The 20,732-nt window shown below is 42.2% G+C and carries 14 protein-coding genes; 7 read left to right on the top strand and 7 right to left on the bottom strand.

Translation table 11 applies throughout. The features are described from left to right. Positions 1 to 285: 285 nt before the first annotated feature. Positions 286 to 4,209 (bottom strand): PAS domain S-box protein, encoded by a 3,924-nt coding sequence (locus V7L20_RS21305; protein WP_334745987.1) that lies wholly within the window; start codon positions 4,207 to 4,209, stop codon positions 286 to 288. A gap of 27 nt (positions 4,210 to 4,236) precedes the next feature. Continuing rightward, a complete protein-coding gene (locus V7L20_RS21300; RefSeq protein ID WP_334745986.1) occupies positions 4,237 to 4,359 on the bottom strand; it encodes a hypothetical protein in 123 nt (40 codons plus the stop codon). 463 nt (positions 4,360 to 4,822) lie between these two features. Between V7L20_RS21300 and V7L20_RS21295 the strand changes: the two genes are divergently transcribed. The 4 genes from V7L20_RS21295 to rnhA all read left to right on the top strand — a co-directional run bounded on the left by V7L20_RS21295 (position 4,823) and on the right by rnhA (position 9,234). Next, positions 4,823 to 5,107 (top strand): hypothetical protein, encoded by a 285-nt coding sequence (locus V7L20_RS21295; protein ID WP_334745985.1) that lies wholly within the window; start codon positions 4,823 to 4,825, stop codon positions 5,105 to 5,107. 152 nt (positions 5,108 to 5,259) lie between these two features. Then, the gene (locus V7L20_RS21290; protein WP_334745984.1) at positions 5,260 to 7,458 is read left to right on the top strand and encodes a CHASE2 domain-containing serine/threonine-protein kinase; all 2,199 of its coding nucleotides are present in this window, start codon (positions 5,260 to 5,262) and stop codon (positions 7,456 to 7,458) included. A 471-nt stretch (positions 7,459 to 7,929) separates the two neighbouring features. Then, complete coding sequence (locus tag V7L20_RS21285; RefSeq protein WP_334745983.1) at positions 7,930 to 8,274, top strand: hypothetical protein; 345 nt, start codon at positions 7,930 to 7,932, stop codon at positions 8,272 to 8,274. A gap of 51 nt (positions 8,275 to 8,325) precedes the next feature. Beyond that, entirely contained in the window at positions 8,326 to 9,234 is a 909-nt protein-coding gene (gene rnhA / locus V7L20_RS21280; protein ID WP_334745982.1) for a ribonuclease HI, read from the top strand. A 75-nt stretch (positions 9,235 to 9,309) separates the two neighbouring features. On the opposite strand, the gene cruG is transcribed toward rnhA, so the two are convergent. After that, positions 9,310 to 10,542 (bottom strand): 2'-O-glycosyltransferase CruG, encoded by a 1,233-nt coding sequence (cruG, locus tag V7L20_RS21275; RefSeq protein ID WP_334745981.1) that lies wholly within the window; start codon positions 10,540 to 10,542, stop codon positions 9,310 to 9,312. Positions 10,543 to 10,896: 354 nt separating this feature from the next. Then, positions 10,897 to 11,808 carry a gamma-carotene 1'-hydroxylase CruF gene (cruF, locus tag V7L20_RS21270; RefSeq protein ID WP_334745980.1) on the bottom strand — a complete coding sequence of 304 codons (912 nt, stop codon included), beginning with the start codon at positions 11,806 to 11,808 and terminating at the stop codon, positions 10,897 to 10,899. A 423-nt stretch (positions 11,809 to 12,231) separates the two neighbouring features. On the opposite strand from cruF, the gene V7L20_RS21265 reads away from it, so the two are divergent. Together V7L20_RS21265 and V7L20_RS21260 are read left to right on the top strand one after the other, a co-directional pair. After that, positions 12,232 to 13,317 (top strand): ABC transporter substrate-binding protein, encoded by a 1,086-nt coding sequence (locus tag V7L20_RS21265; protein WP_334745979.1) that lies wholly within the window; start codon positions 12,232 to 12,234, stop codon positions 13,315 to 13,317. Between the two features lie 95 nt (positions 13,318 to 13,412). Next, positions 13,413 to 14,300 carry an ABC transporter permease gene (locus tag V7L20_RS21260; protein ID WP_334745978.1) on the top strand — a complete coding sequence of 296 codons (888 nt, stop codon included), beginning with the start codon at positions 13,413 to 13,415 and terminating at the stop codon, positions 14,298 to 14,300. Between the two features lie 225 nt (positions 14,301 to 14,525). Here the strand turns inward: V7L20_RS21260 and V7L20_RS21255 are convergent, their stop codons facing one another. The 3 genes from V7L20_RS21255 to V7L20_RS21245 form a co-directional block, all read right to left on the bottom strand. Beyond that, on the bottom strand, positions 14,526 to 15,482 hold the full coding sequence (locus V7L20_RS21255) for a trypsin-like serine peptidase (protein WP_334745977.1): 957 nt from the start codon (positions 15,480 to 15,482) through the stop codon (positions 14,526 to 14,528). A 69-nt stretch (positions 15,483 to 15,551) separates the two neighbouring features. Then, positions 15,552 to 18,872, bottom strand: coding sequence for a CHAT domain-containing protein (locus V7L20_RS21250; RefSeq protein ID WP_334746039.1), 3,321 nt, complete (start codon positions 18,870 to 18,872; stop codon positions 15,552 to 15,554). A 99-nt stretch (positions 18,873 to 18,971) separates the two neighbouring features. Next, positions 18,972 to 19,385: a hypothetical protein gene (locus tag V7L20_RS21245; protein WP_334745976.1), complete on the bottom strand. Its 414-nt coding sequence runs from the start codon at positions 19,383 to 19,385 to the stop codon at positions 18,972 to 18,974. 619 nt (positions 19,386 to 20,004) lie between these two features. On the opposite strand from V7L20_RS21245, the gene V7L20_RS21240 reads away from it, so the two are divergent. After that, on the top strand, positions 20,005 to 20,709 hold the full coding sequence (locus tag V7L20_RS21240) for a Uma2 family endonuclease (protein ID WP_334745975.1): 705 nt from the start codon (positions 20,005 to 20,007) through the stop codon (positions 20,707 to 20,709). Positions 20,710 to 20,732 lie beyond the last annotated feature (23 nt).

The raw sequence follows: 20,732 nt of genomic DNA, 5'->3' as shown, positions 1-20,732 counted from the left end.
GAACTGCTGTCTTAATGATAAGTCTTTCACCGGACACGATATAACTTGGCTAGCTATTACACTATAGCGAAAGTTTGCCTAACTTTAACAAGGGGCTTAACAAGTTGCTCAACTAACTTGTTAAGCCTATTGTCTGGTTAAGTAAAAATCGAGGAAGGAACAAGTGATCGCAAATCTTTTTACAGATATATGATTTGGGATAGACAATTAGTTTTGACTAAAATGTTCCAGTAATGAAAATCACACTTCAACGTATCAAGTAACGGTGAACAGGTAGAGGCAGGTTTATTCAGCGATTAAGTTGGCGATCGCATCTACTAACTCGCTTGGCTCTAATGGTTTGGCAATATGCTTGTTAAATCCGGCTTTTAGCACCTGTTGAACGTTCATTTCTCCAGCATAGGCGGTAAGTGCGATCGCTCGAATTTGCCCTCCCTGCTCTGGTGGGAGTGTTCTCAACTGTCGCATGAACATACATCCATCCACGTCTGGCATCCCAATATCGCTTAAAAGTATATCTGGCAAGGATTGGGCTAAAGTAGCTAGGGCTTCATTGGCTGATGTTACTGCTGTTACATTTGCCCCATATTGCTCTAGTAAGAAGGTAATAAATTCTCGCGTATCTGTATCATCATCCACTACTAAAATTTTCACGCCATTCAAATTTGAGGATATCTCTGAGTCGCTACTTTCCTGTTTAATTTCTAATTGATTTTGGATCAGTGGGAATTTGACGGTAAAAGTTGCCCCCATATCTTCACCTTCGCTTTCTACCTGCACTGTCCCGCCATGCAGTTCGACTAAGTGACGGACGATAGCTAACCCTAACCCCAGTCCACCAAACTTTCTGGTGGTGCTGCTGTTCTCTTGGCGAAAATATTCAAATACATAAGGCAGAAAATTAGGATCGATGCCCTTGCCAGTGTCGCTGACTGCAATCTGAGCATAAAATAGAGGATTGTTTTCTGTACTCTCTACCCTCTGTAGTCGAATATCAACGCGTCCCCCCGCAGGTGTAAACTTAACTGCATTTGAGAGCAGGTTCCAGACTACTTGCTGCAATCGGCCAGAATCACCTAAAACTTGTCCTAAGTGTGGTTCTAGGCTGATGTGCATTTCAATTGACTTAGCTTCTGCTGATAGCCGCACTGTTTCCATTGCTGCCAAAATCACAGATGCCAAATCAACTGGGTAGATATTTAAGCTGAGTTTACCTTGTAAAATTCGGGAGATATCGAGCAAATCTTCAATCAGTTGAGCCTGTAACCTAGCATTTCGCTCAATAGTCTTTAGCGCTTGGGGAATTGTCTTTTCATCAAGTTTTTTGGTTTGGAGTAGCTTAGACCATCCTAAAATTGGGTTGAGTGGCGATCGCAATTCATGAGAAAGAACTGCTAAAAACTCGTCTTTAATCCGGTTAGCGTTTTCTGCTGCTTCCCGTGCCGTTTGCTCTGCCTCGTATAGGCGGGCCCGTTCCATCGCTTGAGCGCACTGCTGTGTTAGTGCCAGGATGAAGGGTTGGTCATCTTGGTTAAACTCCTGAATTTCGGCAAAAGCTAAAGACATTCCGCCTATGGCTCGTCCCTCAACGATCAATGGAATCGAAATCCAAGCTCTGTAATTATACCGTGCATACTCCTGAGCTAGATGTGAGTAACGAGCAACCCTTGTTGTTGTTGGCTCTTGCCAGATAGGCTGCTTGGTTCGTACTGCTTCTGCTAGTGGTACGGATGTATAAATAGAGAATCGACGCCATGAATCTACCGCTTCCTGTTCATAACCTACTGCACGGACAATTTCTAGTTCAGTGCCGCTTTTAGTCACTAGTGCTACTAAAGCAGAACTAGCTCCCAAAGCTGCCATACCTTGCTCTACAATTACTTCGGCAACCTGTGCCGGAGTCAGAGATTCAGAAAGTGCGGCGGTAATGGCTTGCAGACGCGTAGTGCGAGATGCTGCCTGTAAAGCCGCCTGTTGAGATTGCTGTGTTTCTGTATAGAGTCGGGCATTATCAACGGCTACGGCAGCACGGCGAGCTAACTCCTCAGCTAACATTAGGCTTTTGGTAGGGTAGCGACGATCTGAACAAGATACCAAAGTCATAGCTCCCAGCACCTTTCCCCGAACTATGAGCGGTACACTAATGCCAGATGTCGGATTTAGTTTTTGCAAAATTTTTAGATGACTGGCATTATGGCTTACCGTTTGTATCTGTTCATCAGAAATAAAATGAGTAATTTGTGATTTACCTGTCCGTATTACCTCAGCAATACCTTCTTTTCGTGTCAAATCAGGTGGATAATTTTCTAACTGTTCTACCAATTCTTGTTTCACTGGATTGGCATGGGCGGCTGCAACCCGGTGAACCAATTGATTGTCACAAATAATATCAACTAAGCACCAATCAGCTATTTCAGGCACTGCCAAACGTGCTAAACTAGCTAAGGTTGTGTCGTAGTCTAATGATGCAGCCAAAATCTTACTAGCTTTAGCTAGAAAACGCTGCTCCTCCTCTACCTGTTTGCGCTCTGTAATATCCCGCGAAGACGCCTGCATCTCTAAAATTTCTTTAGTTTGGCGATCGCGGATAGCTCGAAGAGTTGTTTCTAACCAGATATAACGTCCGTCTTGATGACGAGCGCGGTGATTAATAGTATAAATATCTGGTAAATTGGTTTTAACTGGATAATTCCTAGCAATCTGTGCTAAATCGTCAGGGTGAACTAACTCATGGCTGGAACGACCTACTAGTTCCTCTGGTTGATACCCCAATACTGTGTAGCAAGCTGGTGAAATGTACAGAAGAATTCCATCTACTGTATGGCGTGAAATAATATCAGTTGAATTCTCAGCCAGGAGCCGAAAACACGCCTCACTCTCGCGCACTTTTGCCTCTGCCTGTTTGCGTACATTAATATTACGGAAATAAAGTGATAAGCCTGCGGGTGAAGGATAGGCGCGAACCGCAAACCATGCATCAAAGGGTGGGTAATAATCTTCAAGCTCAAGAGGCGTTCCTAGAGTAACTGCCCTTTGATAAAGTTGACCAAAACTAGTATCAGCCAGTTCTGGAAACTCCTCCCACAAATTTTTTCCGAGCAAATCCTTACAGGAACGCCCTAGAGTTCTGCTTCCCTGATGATTGAGGTAGGTGAAGCGCCACTCATTATCAAAGGCAACAAAGCCATCAGTGATACTCTCCAAAATCTTAGTAACTTGCTCTTGTGCAGCTTCAGCCTCAACACGAGCCGCTTGTTCCCGCTCAAATAGCTGTTGACGCTCGATTTCTGCTTGCTTGCGATCTGTGATTTCTTCACAGATTGCGCCCACCCAAGTAATATCACCTGGTAGTTTAATCGGATAATAATTTACCGACCAGTGCCGCAGCTTTCCAGGCGCGGCGGGTGTCTCTCCACTGGCCTCTTGGGCAATAGATTCTCCCGTCTCGAGCACATGGTGAAAAGCTTCCATGACCATAGAATCTAGCCCAGGTAGCAATTGGGCGACGGTCTTACCGATATGCACCTCTTGGGGAAAACCGTTAATTTCAGCTAAAGCGTCATTCAACCTAACGTATCTTAATTTCTCATCCCATAGACCAATACCTATAGGTGCATTATTGAACAGGGTATCAAGCAAAACATTAGCCTTAACTAAGCGAGTCTGTTCTGTTTTCAGTAGCGCCAGTAATTGCTCACGTTCTGCCTCAGCTTGCTTGCGTTCACTGATATCTACGCACATTCCTACCCATTCCTCGATTTCGCCTGTTTCATCGAGTATAGGCACACCACGTATCTTCATATAACGGTATTCGCCGTCATGTCGCAAAACGCGATACTCGGCAACTGCAACGCTGCGTCCAAAAAAAGCCTGTCTCCAAATAGCAGCTACAGATGTACGGTCATCTGGGTGCAGTGCCTCAATCCAACCCCATCCTTTGTATTGTTCAAGAGTTTGCCCAGTGAACGCCTCCCAAGTTGGAATCTCGTCAACAACGTTGCCCCAAGGGCCCGCACTCCAAACAATCGATGCGCTTGCTTCTGCCAGTGAGCGGTAGCGTGCTTCACTATGACGCAGATTTTCTTCTACTTGCTCCTGTTCACCCAAATATTGCCGCAAATCTGTAACCTCTTGAGCTTTTAGATGATCAATTAAATCTTTAACAAAGGGAAAATTTTCTTTTTCAATTGAGACACCTAATATTTCCAAAATCCGGTGAGATTTTTCCTCACTTTCTTACTGTAACGACAAATTTCGTTGCTGCTCAATGAATTGATCAATCTGAGTGGCGATCGCACTCATCATTTGGAGTAAATTAGTGTCAGGCTCTAAAAGTTGGTTGCTAAAAAATTTGAGCACACCTAATATTTTATTGTCCCCTGCCTCCTGCCTCTTTAATCACAGTCTCTGCTCCTCATTTTTTCAAGTATCTGGCTAAAAGCGCTTCGCCGGGTTCTCCCATTTAGTGTAATAGCTCTTTAATTTATTTCATAGCCAGTGGCTAAGGTCGTGTCCGTCCGTTTTGCCAGCGGTTTATACTGTAGAACGAAACTCCTAACATCGTTGCCAGTTTTACTTGTGAAAGTTTGAGGCAATGCCAAGTCTAACGAACCAACTGTGCAATCCTTAGCTGTTCGATTGAGGCATAAGCTAAATATATTTTTATTTTTCTAGTAGATATTGGAATCTAGCAGATACTATAACTCTCACTACATCTATCTATAGTTATAGAGGTTGTAAGTTGCTGATTATGTACTACATCAACTATTATCCAAGCTATTTAAGCTAGTAATAGAGTTGTTTCAATCGAGAGAATAAAAATATGAGGGTTTGGCTTGCCTGCTTTTTTGTGTTATTTGCCTTAGCAGAACTGTTTGACTGGTTGCAAGAATTTAATTTGCCATTACCTATCTATATTCTGGGTGGCGCTTTTTTAGCTGTTGCTTCTAACTATGATAAAATATTTGACTCCTATTTTGCTGATTCAAGCATCGAGGCATCACTCGAACAACCCCAGTTAGATTCACTAACCCCATCTACTAATCCTATTTCTTTCCCAATTGCCAGTCCTGTTGAAGATGCTCAAACATCTCAAAGGGATGATTAGCTGCATAGCGCAATCGCTTGTCTAGTCTCTAAGCAGCAAGTAAATTGCTACATTAATATAGAAACTCTGATTAATTAGCTTTTAACTTAGAGTCAGAAAATTAACTTCTGTACCTGCAACATCTACCGAATTCAGGCTACCGCCGCAACGCCGTGATTAGTGGACTATTAGAAAAACTCCGTGTTCCCTTTGTCAAAGTTCAGGATTCTCGTGACACTTCCAAGAGCAAAAGCTCGTTGCAAATTATTTTAGTTATCAGTGTAGGAGTCACCGCCTTGATCTGGGGAGTTCGTGAACTCAAATGGTTGCAGCCTTGGGAGTTGAGAGTTTATGACCAGATGTTGCGATCGCGTCCACCAGAAGCACCTGAACGGCGGATTTTGCTAGTAAAAATCACTGACGAGGATCTTAAACCAGACAAAGGGATTATATCAGATCGTAGAATCAATCAGCTGTTAAAGAAAATAGAGTCTTATCGACCGCGAATTGTTGGTTTATCTCTTTTCCAGCCAGAAAACAACTATTTAGCGGCTAATTTGCCAAATCAAGATAACATCTTCAGCACCTGTTTGTTTAATACCTTGGGTAAAGATGAAATCCCACCACCACCAAATTTCCCTATAGAGAATGTTGGGTTTAGCAATGTGGTTGCTGACAATGAAAACGACCAAATTCTCCGCCGCAGTTTGTTATTTGTTCACTCTCCAGAAAAAAAATGTACAACATCATTTGCATTTGGTGCGCTTATAGCAATTAATTATCTGGATAAACAAGGCATTGAATATAACTTTACTAGTAAAGGAGATTTTCAGTTAGGTAAAACCGTATTCCCGCGTTTACAAGCTAATTCTGGTAGTTACGAACATCTGGATGCAGATGGCTATCAAATATTATTAAATTATCGTCATCCCAACAGCATCGCTGACCAAGTAACCCTCACACAAGTCCTCAGTGGACAAGTCAACCCCAATTTAGTCAAAGATCGCCTTGTAATTATTGGCACTACAGCAGCTAATTTTCCTCAAGGTAGCTTTTATACACCTTACAGCGCTTTGCCAGATCAACCAGCCAGAATGCCGGCTCTGTTTATTCATGCACAGATAGCAAGTCAACTCATCAGTACAGTGTTAGATGGGCGACCTCTAATTTGGTATTGGCCCGACTTGGCGGAACTTATTTGGATGTGGGGCTGGTCGCTTTTAGGTGCATTCATAGCATGGCGGTGGCAAAATCCGTTGCTGTTGCTAGTGGTGGAAGGGACAACTCTACTTGGCTTAATAGGAATCTGCATTGCTTTGTTTTTGCAAGGCGGATGGATACCATTAGTTCCCTGTGGTTTGGCTTTGGTGATTAGTAGTATCTGTGTGATTACTTATACTAGTTACCAAAATCAACGACAAACTCAGGTGATTATTCTGCAAGTTGAAAAACAACAAGAAGCGATCGCTCAATTAAATGTACTTTTAGAAGATAAAACAGCACTTCCCGACTCATATCTTGATTTTACTCCCCCAGTTGATTCACGAGAAATAAAATCAGGTGATTTGCTTTTGGGTGGACGCTACAAAATCTCTCAAGTTCTTGGTGCTGGTGGGTTTGGCCGCACTTATTTAGCACAGGATACTCAACGCCCAGGTAATCCGATTTGCGTAGTTAAAAAGTTAATGCCAGCCCGTCAAGATACACGATTTTTGCAAGTTGCTCGTAGGTTGTTTAATAGTGAAGCTGAAATATTACAATGTTTAGGTAAACATGATCAGATTCCCGAACTACTTGCTTATTTGGAAGATGACCAAGAATTTTATTTAATTCAAGAATATATTGAGGGACATACCCTAAGTGAAGAATTACCACCTGTGCGGAATGTGCAGAATGAATCATTTGCGATTGAGATGCTTAAACAAATTTTAGAAGTTTTAGAATTTGTTCATCAGCATCGAGTGATTCATCGTGATATCAAACCGGCTAATATTATTAGATGCGCTCAAGATAATCGACTGGTATTGATTGACTTTGGTGCTGTGAAATTGATGCAACCACCGAGTAGTGAGCAAACAGAATTAGCCACAGTAGCCATCGGGACGCGGGGTTATACACCTCCAGAACAATTTGCCGGTCATCCGCGCTTATGCAGTGACATTTACGCTTTAGGCATGATTGCCATTCAAGCCATAACTGGAATACCACCGCAAGACCTCCACCCAGATCCAGAAACAGGTAATATTATGTGGCGGCAAACGGTGCAAGTGAGTGGAGAATTGGCGGCAATTTTAGATAAAATGGTTTGCTATCATTTTAGCGATCGCTATCAATCAGCCGCCGCAGTTTTACAAGATTTGAAACGGATCTAGCCCTGGCAATTAGAAATCGCGGCTATGCAAACTTTCGTTTGCCTAGTTGGACGTGCTTATTATTTCATGTTAGTTACAAATATCGTGATGTTAAAGACGAATATCGTGATGTTAAGGACGAATATCGCGATATCGATAAGTAAAATCGTGATGTTAAAGATGAATATCGCGAGGTTGCTTATTGATGTCACGATGTTAAGGATAAATATTGCGATATCAATAAGTAAAATCGTGATGTTAAGGATGAATATCGCAAGGTTGCTTATAAATGTCGCGATGTTAAGGATGAATATCGCGATGGAGTTACTTAAAAAGGTGAAATATTATAGTGATCGAGTCGCCAAGGCTTAAGTTGACACCAATGAGCATTGCTGTGCCCCTACAAAATATCAGGTTAATCAAGTAAAAATTCCCAATAAAAAGCGGCTAGAGAAGATTTCACGAGAAAATAGCAACAGCTAGCTAGAATTTATGCGACAATTCAGCGAATTTAGTGCTGATAAATATCTCCTGCAACTAGAGATAGATTACATCAATCTTAGCCCAGGCTTGACCCTGCTACAAAATTTAATTAGTACAATTCAAGGTACTATTGACATCTACCAAGCAAAAAGCGATCGCAACCTAGAAAACTTCATGGGTAGCGCAGGTATCGGATTAGCAACCAGCCAAATCGCATCTTCAGTGTTGGTTGCTCAATATCCACCGAATAGCAAAACACCATTTTTCCTCACAACAGCCTTCGGTTGGAGCGTTGTTGCTGAAGTGCTTACTAGTAGAATAGCCTGGATATTGTTTAAAAAAATTCGCCTCTAATAACTCTTCCCTTCGCGTCCTTTGCGTTCTTTGCAGTTCGATATCTTAACCATGTCCACTCAACCCACAATCGAAAACATATATACCGATGGTGCTTGCACCGGAAACCCTGGCCCTGGCGGTTGGGGAGTTGTCGTTTACTTTAGCGATGGCTCAATCCACGAAATGGGCGATGCATCTGTTCATACCACTAATAATAAAATGGAAATGCAAGCTGCGATCGCAGCCCTGCAATTTTTGCAAACATCTCAACAAACCCAACCCATCATCCTTCATACCGATAGCGAATACCTAATTAACTGCGTTACCAAGTGGGTAAAAGGCTGGAAAAAGAACGGCTGGAAAAAGTCAGATGGTAAACCCGTCCAAAACCAAGACCTTTTGGAAACTCTCGATGAACTTAATACCCAACAGATAAAATGGCAATACGTCAGGGGACATTCTGGTAACATAGGTAACGAGCGTTGTGATGTGATCGCTCGCACATACGCCAGTGGTAAAATTCCTTCGCTACAACAATTAACTCCTGCAAATTTTTATAAATCTTTACCTTCCAAAAATGACGTAAATGTAGCAAAAGTAGCTGATTATGAAAAAAACTCTCGAATAATTAACCAAAGTCCGCAAGAAATCAGTACTTCTGCACCAGAAATAACCGTTATGGAACTATCTACTGGGCCAGCTGCGGCCACAACCAATGAAAAACCGCCAGAAATGAGGGTTTCGCAACTCCGCAGTTTGGTCGAAACTCTGCGTATCGCCGACGAAATTTCAGAAAAAGGCTACTTAATTACCAGTTCTGAGTTAGCAGACTTGATGGATGTCCACGCCAGTGCTGTTACCAGTCGGGGAGATCAATGGCGCTGGCGAAACTGGATAGTGTCACGGGTACGCCGTGAAGGAAATCAAATTCTTTGGGAACTGGAACGCGGGGATCAAGTAGGAGGTGAAGAGGAGTAGGGAGTTTAGAGTAGGGAGTAAGGAGTAAGGAGTTAGGAGTGAAGAGTTGAAAATTTATAACTCATAACTCATAACTCATAACTCACCACTATATTTCCGTCCCCGCCACTCGCGTGGCTTGCGGAACGCAGATAAGAAGATTCGTAGCACAGCTAAAGGATCGGCAAAAGGGGAAAGCCAGAATAACCAACTGGCTTTTGCGCTTTTGCGATCATAAGAAGGTGCGATCGCAATTAGCATAGCAAAGCGAATTACTACTAAGAATAAATTTAGTCCTAGCAGAAGAAGTAGAAAAGTGGGTAGAGATGCGATTAATCGCGTCTGTAGCGAGTACGAGAGTGGAGGAGAAATCAACAAAAAACTGAGGACAATTAAAAGAGGTAGACCTTGAACAGATGTGAGTAGCCACAAATCTCCCCACAACTGCGACCGAGAAGTTGCATCTTTGAGGTCGAGACTCCGCCCCCATTCCTTCCACGTCTCCATCGCCCCTTCATACATCCGTACCTTTAGCACCTTTGCGCCATCTAAAAAGCCTACCTTATACCCTTGAGCAGCAATATTTCGTGCCAAAGTGACATCATCACAAAAAGAACCACTCGCACTGCTATAGCCACCCACAGCAGCTAAAACAGAGCGGCGACACAAAAAACACTGTCCATTTGCCATCACCCGTTCTGGATGCTCTGTATTGATCCCAGCCGGGTCAAATCGGTAAAGCAAAGTCATCAACAAAGCCGGTTGTAGCCAGCACTCTCCCGGATATTTGAGGATGAACTGGGGTGAAAGGGAAACGAGATCGTACCCCTGTGCTTCGGCCGTTTTCACCAAACCAGCAACCAAACCAGGATGCGGTTGAATATCAGCATCCAGCCCCAGAAACCACTGACTACCCTCAGAGCTAAATAGAAAACCGTTATGCAATGCCCAAGGACGCCCTACCCAACCAGAGGGTAAGGGGTCATCTGTCATCACACGAAAGCGCGGATCTTTCTGCTGTGTCGCTTTTACCAAGTCGGGGGTACCATCAGCAGATTTGCTATCTACAACAATAATTTCCCGAACTTCGTAGCTTTGCTGACTTAAACCAGCCAACAGAGGGCTAATGCGAAGCGCCTCGTTCAGCGTGGGAACGACGACGCTAACCTTACCCAAAAGCTCTGGTGTCGGCTGTTGCGGTTCTATTGGAGGAAGCCGTCTTGGCCCCTTTAGCAAGCGCGAAAACAGGATTGCTGTTGCTGGTACTTGGATAAGTAGCAATAAAAGGCAGATGGCGCTTTCTACTATCAAAGCGTTGTCATTAGTCATTAGTCACTTGTACTGAGCGAACGCGAGTGCGTCTCGTAGAGAAGCCGAAGTATTGGTCATTAGTCATTAGGCATGGGGCATTGGGAAAGAGGAGGCAGTTCTTTCTGGAGGCAGAAGGCAGAAGTTCTAAAATCTTTGAATTTTGTTAGCGGAGCGTAAAGCCTTCTCTTCTCCTATCGGAGACGCTGCGCGAACGAGAGGCAACGCCTTCGGCATGGCTTCTCTACGAGACGCACTCGCGTTCGCTTAGAGCGAGTCCGCGTTCGCTTTTAGCGTCTTGTAGAGAGCGTCATTTTGAATTTTGAATTGATTTCTCCCCCTGCTCCCTCATCCCCCACTCCCCGCTCTACAGACTTATTTCAAGGCAACTTTAACGCTTCTTGCCACCGAGACTTCATTGTTTGCTGGTTCAACAGCAACTGGAGTGGGAGTGGTTGAACTGCTTAACCACAGCGCCACAGCAGGAGCTACACCAAGGAATAAGCCGAGTAACACAGGAATAGAGAACCCAGCGGCCAAGCTTAGTCCGGCAGCGAAGGCAAAGTTAGTTAAATAAACGACTAAGGGTAGATTAAGTTGCGCTCGCTCTAATTTAATCGAAGCGTTTCTCCACAACAATCCTGCCACAGTCATAAACAAGGCACTAGTGCCAAACCAACCTGCATAGTTCTGGTAAGGTGTGCCAAAGAAAGCTCCTGGATGTTCCCAATACCAAAAAGGCAGAGAAGTTTGACTCATCGCTGGCTCAAGGGCAAAATCCCAGCAAGTGAAGAGTAAAGCACCAACGGCTATAGCCGCAATATGGCGTCCCCAACTAGATTTTTGTGCCACTTTCAAACCAGTTCTCGCAATTAAATAAGACGACAGCCCAACATAGAACCAAGATAAAGGAATTGTGAAAGGAACTAGCCCCGCAATCTTATAACCCAAGCCACTCAAGTAGCTATAATCACCAAATGGAAAACCTGTGCTGGTTCCCAGTAGTTCACTACCCAAGGAGATAAACATAGCCGGCAGCATAAATGCTAGCCAAGTTCCCAATCCCAGCGTCCGGTAGGCATAAATAGAGACAGCTATTGTCCCCAAGATGATATCAACTACACCGCCACCTGCCATACTTAACTGCATGGCAGTTTCTCCAACCTGCGATAAGTTTAAAATTATTTCGGCATTAGGTACGACCAGTAGCATCCCTACCAGTCCAAAGGCTTTTGACACGATATGACCAATCAGGCATACGCGTTCAGCAATAACAAGTTGTCTCATGATAATTCCTTAACAAGATGTGACACGCGGCTACTCGGCTGCTAACAGTTTACAAATCTTTAACAACATATTTAACTACTTTGTGCCGCAATTCTCTACAAACTTGTTTGGCTTTTTTGGGAAGAGCATAACAGCCTATTGATTGAAGCTATAAGAAATATGATGATAGATTTACTAGTCTAAGCTATATAGTCAAAATCTACATAATTTCATCTGTAAAAACTTCTGGTTTTTTGTCCCACTGATACCCGTATGATGAAGAACTCCTTCCATGCAAGGATCTCTTTGAGACAGGACAACTACCATAGATTAAGCAAGCTCTACAGTAAGTGTGAAGATTGACACATTTATCCCTAAAAATCACGGCAGGGGTTACTAGGTATACCGTAATCTAGAGGTTGTTGATAAACAGCTTCTAACTTAATGACTAACAGACGCCAATTTTTAAAAGGGGTGGCAGGGCTTTCTGGCTCATCTTTAGCTGGTTGTGGCTGGAGGCTAGCTGAAGTACGTGCTAATTCTAATACTTCGGGTCAACGTGACCAACTTTATATCTTTACCTGGACGCAATATACTGACAACCAATTATTGAAAACCTTTAGCACCCAAACCGCCATGAAAGTGCTAGCGGATGTCTATGATTCCAATGATGTCATGTTGGCTAAATTGCAAGCTGGAGGCGGTGGGACTTACAGCATCATCTACCCATCAGATTACATGGTGCAGAAGATGGTAAAGAAAGGTTTATTAACAGAAATAGATCGTGATCGCTTAATCGGTTTAGAGAATTTATTCCCTCGGTTTCAGAATCCTAGCTATGACCCCCATAACCGATATAGCATCCCTTTTAACTGGGGAACAACAGGTTTACTTTACAATTCTGAAAAAATCAAAGATCCACCACAAGACTGGGATTACCTTTGGCAACATCAAAAGCAACTTAATCAGCAAATGACCTTGCTCAATGATGTTCGAGAAGTGATGGGTGCGACGTTACGGATGCTAGGTTACTCTTACAACTCAAAAAATGAACAAGAAATCAAACAAGCTTATGAAAAATTGAAGATTCTAAAACCTGCGATCGCACGTTTTGACACCGACGCTTGGCAAAATCAAATTCTGGCAGGAGATTTACTATTGGCAATGTGCTATTCAGCAGATGCGGTGAGAATTTCTCAAGAAAACCCTAAACTCAAATATGTAATTCCTCGCAGTGGTTCTTCATTATGGACAGACACTATTGTAATTCCTAAAACAGCCCCCAATTTAGCTGGAGCCTATGCTTGGATCAACATGATTTTGCAACCAGAATTAGCAGCCCAAATTAGTCAACGCCTAAATATTTCTACACCTAATAGTGCTGGATTTGAGCAATTACCAAAAACAATCCAAAATAATCCTAATTTATTTCCCTCAGAGGCACTTTTAGCAAATTGTGAACGTGTTACTCCTGTAGGAGAATTTGAAGAGGTTTATGATCGCTATTGGACACAATTAACTAGCGGCTAAAATAGTTAGGAGATGCGATTAATCGCGTCTGTACAGGAGTTAGGAGTAGAGACGCGATTAACCCTTGTCTGTACAGGAGTTAGGAGTTATAAGTGGTGAATTTTCAAAAAAGTGATATTTCTAAAATAGAAGAATTGCATCGCCCCCTCAGTAATTGGCTGCAACCTTTGGTATTACTTGCACCATCTGGAATTTGGTTATTACTTTTGTTGGTGCTACCAACTTTGATAATTTTCGAGTTAAGTTTAGTTGCAGACATCCGGCCAGGAGATTTGGTCAATCCCAACGGATTCAAAAACTACATTAGAATATTTGACCCCCTTTATGTGCAAGTAATTGTGCGATCGCTATTTTTTGCGTTTGGCACTACAATAATTTGTTTAATTTTGGGCTTTCCCGTCGCTTATTGGATTGCTCAGATAGCGCCGCAGCGTTGGCGGAATTTGCTGCTATTAGGCTTTGTATTACCTTTGTGGACTTCCTCGTTACTTCGTTCATACGCTTGGATTACAATTCTTCGTCCTACTGGTTTATTAAACAGTTTACTCAGCAATTTAGGCTTGCCTACTTTGGAATTACTTAACCAGAGTCAAGCTGTATTTATTGGTATGAGTTACAGCTTATTACCCTATATGGTTTTGATTTTATATGCTTCTCTCGAAAAGCTAGACAAGCGGTTGCTAGAAGCGGCAGCTGATTTAGGCGCAAATCCGGTGGAAACTTTTTGGCAAGTAACCGTACCACAAATTTTTCCTGGAATTGCGGCTGCTTCTATGCTTGTATTCATCACAGGCTTGGGGGATTTTGTCGATCCAGAATTACTTGGTGGTGCTTCTAGTATGACGGCGGCGCGGTTAGTTTATAACCAGTTTCTGGGAGCAACGCAAAATTGGGGATTTGGTTCAGCTTTAAGTATGACGTTAATTTTGCTTGTTAGTATTGCGATCGCACTTTTAATTAAGTTTGGGACTTCCAAGGAATAAAATCACCAAATACAATAATGATAATCATTCGGAGGTGAAATAAATGATGGAATTAACTATGGAATTGAGCGGTTTTAAGAAAATTGAGTAACAAAAAGAATTGATTGACTTGCCCAAAAGCTCTGTTAATAAGGGTTTTGGCTGCCAGTGCTGCCTTACTTCACTTCCTTGTGATGTCGGGGCTGTTGCCCCTGATGACACCATTGCTAGCTCCGTCTCTAGATGCTAATTTCTAGCGCTCAACCGCTCCAAAAAGTCGATTTTTACCGCTACATTAATTAGGTCTTTATGAGCGCGTAAGTCTTTAATTTCACCCTCATTGAGGGCAACAATGTATGGTTCATCATCAATCATGGCAATAATCGGGCCTCCGGAAGACCCACCAGCAGTATCGCAGTCATGTAAAAGGAAGTTTTCTTCTTCCTTAACAATACTACAACCAGCTTGGAAACTGGCAGTCCATCCAGGGCCAGCAGTGAAATACTGTTGATACTTAGCACTAGGGAAATCGCCGGAATAGCCAATGAAAAAGAATCTCTTCTGGTTGCGAATCAAAGTGGCACTTGGTAAAGCTTTAATTCCTAAATAACCATACCTGCGACCAAGAGGTTGATTGATTTTCATTAAAGCCCAATCATTTGCATTTAGTTCTTTACCATTTTTGAAATCTGTGCCATAGACGACTTGCTCTACAGTTGCGACATCTCTAACGTCTTGTACTTGTCCATCAATAACGTTTGGCAGAAATTGAATTTGTTGACTTAACTTGCCAGTATCAGGATCAATAACACAATGGGAATTAGTTATAACCCAATTTTCTGCAATCAATGCACCAGTGCAGTGATAACTACCAGCATCGGCTGTAGTTCCTTGGACTCGTCCAATTGTAGACCAAGGATATTTCCTACTCAACATCGGAGTGCGATCATCTATTTGATCAGGTATTCCTCGTTTCCCGCCTACATTAGGTTTTGGAGATTGTCCACGACTGGGAATAAAAGGTTGACCATTGCTTGGAAGTTTTAATTGACCTGCATCTTTTAAAGAAGTAAATTTTGGAGGTGTAGATTTTTGTGTTTGCGTTTGCGCTTGTACCGATGCCCAATAAACGAAAGTGCTGACACCAAGAATTCCTGATAAAAACAGTGCGAGTGGTTGTTTGTAAATGGGTTGTTTAGTCATGAGAAATTACTCCTGAATGGAAATGTGAATATTAGTTGTGTACTCAAACTTTTTAGGTGCTAAAACGATTTACCGCCACTCACCCTGTAAAGTGAATGCAGCCCAATATTGTGGCTGATTCAAGTTAGGGTCTTTCCACAGTTTCAGTTGTGCTTCTCGAAGGGCAGTTGTAGGCGATTTACCTTGTTGCAACAAAGCTTTATAGAATTCCTGCATCAACTGTGCTGTAGCGTCGTCATCAACCCGCCACAAAGATACAGCTACCCGTTCAGCACCCGCATACATCAAGCCTCTAGTCAAGCCTACTAATCCCTCGCCACTAACATCTTTGCCCAAACCAGTTTCACAAGCACTAAGTACTACTAAATCAGCAGGAAAGTTCAGGTTGAAGATGTCACGTAGTTGAAGATAGCCATTGGAGAGTTTATTGCCTTGTTTATCTACAAGGGACAGGACAATTCCTGATAATTCCGGGTTAATAGGATTAGCAAATCCGTGAGTGGCAAAATGTAAAAACCGATATTGGGAGAGTTGCTTGCTAGTTGCCCAGTTGTAATTAGCATCAAAACCAAAAGCTTGCAGAGTATCAGAAGCAGGTACAAGTTTTAAAATTGCTTTTGCTTCTTCTGCTGTTCCAGGGAGCGCCCCCCATCCATTGCGGTCAAGACTTCTTGCTGCTCTTTGTAACTGAGATTGTTGTATTTGACCACGAATATCAAGGTTTTGGGTAGTACTTGCTGGTTTGCCTGTAACTCGCTCATCAGTTGTTTCAAACACTGGGTTAGCAAGGAGAGCTAAAGTTTTGAGAGCGTGTTTACGTCCTTTAAGAAGCTGTCTTTGAGTTGCAACAGCTGTGACTGAAGGCAAATTAACTATTTCGTGGTTAACTATTAATGGTTGGTAAGTAGTTTTGTTATTAGCTTTGCTACTATTAGTAGATGGCTGGGTCAACGCTGCAAAAGGAATTTGTTGCAAAACCCCATCAGCGACAATCACTAAACGTTTTTGACCCAACTTTTGGGCTACAGGTGCAAGGATTAGTTGACTCAAAGAATTAGCAACTGTAGCGGTTTCTTTTGTGGATGCTCCTTGTATTCCTGGATTAGTTAGATAATTTTTGTAGAAATTGTTAGCAACTTTCTCTATTTGCTCTCGTCCAGGCAGTATGTATGTATCGATGGAATTAGGAGTCACTGCCCAAAGATAACTGTGTTCTTTACCCAGAGAATATTCTAACAGCAGTGTGTCTTTATCAAGTTGTTGTTGAATTTGGGGTAATTCTAGTGGTTGGGGATATTTTATTGCTGCATATTTGGGGCTACTAGTACGAATTTTTGTGATTAATTCTTTCTGTTGAATGAGTATGTCGGAAATTTCTTGTTGAAGTTTTGCTGTTATTTGTTCTGCATTTGGTTTTGTAGATGCTTCTTGTAGAAGTTGAGTTTTAGCGTCAATTAACTGCTGTAATTGCTGTTCAGTAGCTAGAAGTTTGGGTTCAACACCGTTGCGGATATCTGCACGAGCTTCTGTTAGCAGTTCAACTAATCCTCTAGCGCGAGAACGTTCGCTGATGTTTAGTGCTTCCGCATCGTATCCTTTGGATGGGTCTTTTTTGTGCAACTGCATCAGCAAGTCGATGTAGAACTTGTAGTAATCCTGTACTGTGGCGAAGTAGGAAGTACGCAAGTCCTCGCTAGTAACTTTGGTGCGTATACCTTCTACTATCTCAATTGTGGTTTGAATTTGAGTGAGGGCATCTTCAAGATTACCTCTATCGCGCTCTGTCACAGCAAGATTGTATCGTGTGTCAGCTTCGCCTACCTTATCCTCCATTTTCTGCCGCAGCGCTAATAGTTGATTGTAGGTTTCAATTGCCTGCTGCGGTTGCTTCAAAGAATTGTAAATCTTGCCCAAGTAGTCAAGTGAGTTTGCTTCTCCCAAGCGAAACTTCATGTTTCGCCACGCTGATAGCCCTTCTTTGGATGATTCGAGGGCTTTTTGATATTCACCCGATGCCAGATATACTCTGCTCAAAAAGAATAAGGCTATACCTTTGTTTAAGTTGTCATTTTGTTGGCTAGCTAATACCTCAAGCTTCTTAGCATTATCTAACGCCTTAGGATAATCCTTCGATAACTCGTAAACCTTAACTAACCCAACCAGTGCGTTCTGTTCGTCTGAGAAATACTTTTGTTCATGGCTCAACTTCAGCGCGGAGTTACAATATTTCAACGCCTGCTCATACTCTTGAGCTTTGCGGGAGACATTACACATATTAATTAGAGTCATGGCTTCCGTATTGCGATCGCCTAGCTGCTCAAATATCTCTAACGCCTGTTCACTGGTTTTAAGACTTTGCTCATAGTCGCCCAATGAACTGTAAACTAGAGCCATATCTTTGAGGGTTTTTGCCTCTTCAGGGCTAAGTTTTAGCCGTCTTTGAATATCTAGTGCTTTATTGTGAGAGTCCAGGGCTTTCTGTGGTTCACCCATTGAAAGATAAGTTTCGGCAATATCATTGAGTGTTCCAGCTTCTGCTGCTGAATTTTCAATGGCATGGTTTAGTGCTAAAGCTTTGTTAAGAGAGTCTAGCTCTTTTTGTTTCTCACCCAATGAACTATAGACATATGCGATTGAGGAAAGTGCCAACGCTTCCAAACCCCGATTCCCTGCTTTTTGCCTAAGCAATCGCGCTTGATTTAAGTAGTTCAGTGCTTCCTGTAAATCATATAAAGAAACGTAGGTGACAGCAATACTTGAAAGAACACTGCTTTGTGTGAGCAAGTCATTATTACCTTTAGACAGTTTTGCCAGTGCTGTTTTTTGTAGCTGTAGTGCTTCTTTTAAGGATGCTAATGCATTTTGCTTGTCGCCTGAGAAGTTGTAGATTGAGGCCATCCAGCCGAGAATCTCAGCTTGCCCAAGTAAATCCTTCCTTTGGCGCTGGATCTCTAATGACTGTTTCAAAAACACAAGTCCTTCTTGGTAATTACCGAATGAGTCGTAGTATGTTAGACCTTTAAGCTTAAGTATACTTGCTTGCCCTTCTAGCTCTTTGTTCTTCCGATGAATCTTCAACGCCTTATTGTAGGAGTCAATTGCATCTTGTGCCTGACCCAAATCCTTATAGTCTTGAGCAATTGAGCTAAATGTCCCAGCAGTTAAAGAGTCTTGTTTTTCAGATTGAAACACTGATAGTGCTTGGTTGTAATAGTCTATTGCTTTTTGCTTGTCGCCAAAACCAGAGTAAACACTAGCGATACCCAAGAGTATATTACCTTTCACAATGCCGTGTTTGGGTTCAACTTGAATAACTAACCCTTGGTTAAAATATTCCAGTGCTTTTTGGTTTTCACCCAAAAGACTGTAAGCTGAACCTATATCATGCAGTATTGCAGCTTCTACAAAGCCAGCATACTTTGGGATAGTAGCTCTTATATCTTTTTGCCGCCAGATTTTGAGTAATTCTTCCCATTTAGCAATTGCTTGTCACCGAGATTTTCCTGTTTCTTGATTAAACAGTTTCAGACCTTCATTAGACAGTTGCTGAGTTCGAGCAAAAGCTGTGTTTACATTAGCCTTTACATAGGGTGTTGCTTGCTCTAGTTTTTGTTGTTCTTCTGACGACAGTCCTAGTCCTTCATCCTTTGGGGAGTTGGGTTTAGCTGGGACTTGCGGTTGTTGTGCTATCAACAAACTTGTACTCAAAGGTATTGCGGCGATATCTTTCTCTGTTTGTGTAACCGCACTCTTGTTGGTCATAGATGTTGACCGATAAGTGTTTGCTGTTACCCCCATCGACTTAGACAACAAAACCGTACTGACCAGCAACGTGAAACTACAATGGGTAAAATTTTGCAGGAATTTGTGAGAGATACATTGATAACTTGCACCTTTGGTCATTATTAAACCTCATTTCATGATGATTTACAGCGATATTCCTGACTGAACAAATCCCGCTTACTAGTAAATTATTTAATTGTCGTCAGTCAAATTGCTGAAAAATTAATTTAATTTGATTTTATGGGTACGGTCAGGATATCTGTTATGGTTTCTGTTTTTGCAACGAACTCACTCGGTAAACCCTGGTTTTCTCGTACGTAGACTTTGTATGAGTCATTTTTACCCGCTTACAACTCCATTGTTTAATACAACTCTCCCAACCACTAAATTTTCATACATTACAATAATTAGTGGCTGTTAGCCTAGATTTCCTGCAAATTAATTTTTATAGAAGGTTACAATCCTTCATGCGCCTATCGACCCAAAAAAGTTTTTTGTACGGGAAGGATTTTTATAAGCCGCGATCGCGCAAGAGCAATGCGAGGTAATGGCTCTTCAAATCCTTATCAATAGTGAGGGAAACCACCTTAAACTTATAAGCCGACATCTGACCCACAATATTTTTTGTGAACAAAAAATCTCGTGAGTAGTCACTACTATTAGCGAACCTGCACCCAAACGCTAAACTTTCTGTCACTCATTTATAATAAGGGCATCAAACGCCAGCGAGACAACGGTTATGCTCTCACCTGATCTCAAAAATGCGTTACCAACGACTGATGAACTTCCCTGTTCAGACGATACGCCAGTGGATAACGAAGACCAAAACTTTTTGCCCAACATTTTACTCTTCTTACTCAACTCCATTTGGGCAAATCGCATGGATTGGTACTTCGGGGTAGATATGGGAGTATATCACACGACAGGAGTAAATCCCAGAGTACCTGTAGTGCCAGATGCTTTTTTAAGTGTGGGAGTAGAACGGAAAAAGGGTGGCAAATCACGCAAAAGTTACGCAGTTTGGGAGGAAAATGGGATAGTTCCAATATTCACATTAGAAATGGTATCCCACACTCCTGGAGGTGAATATGACGAGAAGTTAGATATATACAGTAAACTTGGTGTATTGTACTACGTAATTTATAACCCTGAGTTTTGGCGACGCGACCAACATCAACCCTTTGAAGTGTATAAGTTAATAGATGGAAACTACCAACTACAAATAGGTGAACCCTATTTGATGCCAGAACTAGGGTTAGGTATTGGGCGACACCAAGCTGTAATTGCTGGGATACAACAGGAGTTTTTATGTTGGTATGATCAGCAAGGAAATCGCTATTTGACAGATGCAGAACAGGCACAACAGCAGCGACAAAGGACCGAACAATTAGCGCAGTATTTACGTTCTCTAGGTGTAGATCCAAATAATCTACCTAGTAATTAAAGCGATCGCATTTCTTAAAATAT

This window comes from Nostoc sp. (assembly GCF_036916735.1).
GTDB lineage: Bacteria > Cyanobacteriota > Cyanobacteriia > Cyanobacteriales > Nostocaceae > Nostoc.
The sequence above is the reverse complement of the archived record's forward strand: the minus strand, read 5'-3'. Positions and strand labels throughout refer to the sequence as shown.

Excerpts from the sequence above, each read along its gene's own strand:
- V7L20_RS21295 (WP_334745985.1), top strand. The coding sequence starts at position 4,823 with ATGAGGGTTTGGCTTGCCTGCTTTTTTGTGTTATTTGCCTTAGCAGAA.
- V7L20_RS21285 (WP_334745983.1), top strand. The coding sequence starts at position 7,930 with ATGCGACAATTCAGCGAATTTAGTGCTGATAAATATCTCCTGCAACTA.
- rnhA (WP_334745982.1), top strand. The coding sequence starts at position 8,326 with ATGTCCACTCAACCCACAATCGAAAACATATATACCGATGGTGCTTGC.
- cruG (WP_334745981.1), bottom strand. The coding sequence starts at position 10,542 with ATGACTAATGACAACGCTTTGATAGTAGAAAGCGCCATCTGCCTTTTA.
- cruF (WP_334745980.1), bottom strand. The coding sequence starts at position 11,808 with ATGAGACAACTTGTTATTGCTGAACGCGTATGCCTGATTGGTCATATC.
- V7L20_RS21265 (WP_334745979.1), top strand. The coding sequence starts at position 12,232 with ATGACTAACAGACGCCAATTTTTAAAAGGGGTGGCAGGGCTTTCTGGC.
- V7L20_RS21255 (WP_334745977.1), bottom strand. The coding sequence starts at position 15,482 with ATGACTAAACAACCCATTTACAAACAACCACTCGCACTGTTTTTATCA.
- V7L20_RS21245 (WP_334745976.1), bottom strand. The coding sequence starts at position 19,385 with ATGACCAAAGGTGCAAGTTATCAATGTATCTCTCACAAATTCCTGCAA.
- V7L20_RS21240 (WP_334745975.1), top strand. The coding sequence starts at position 20,005 with ATGCTCTCACCTGATCTCAAAAATGCGTTACCAACGACTGATGAACTT.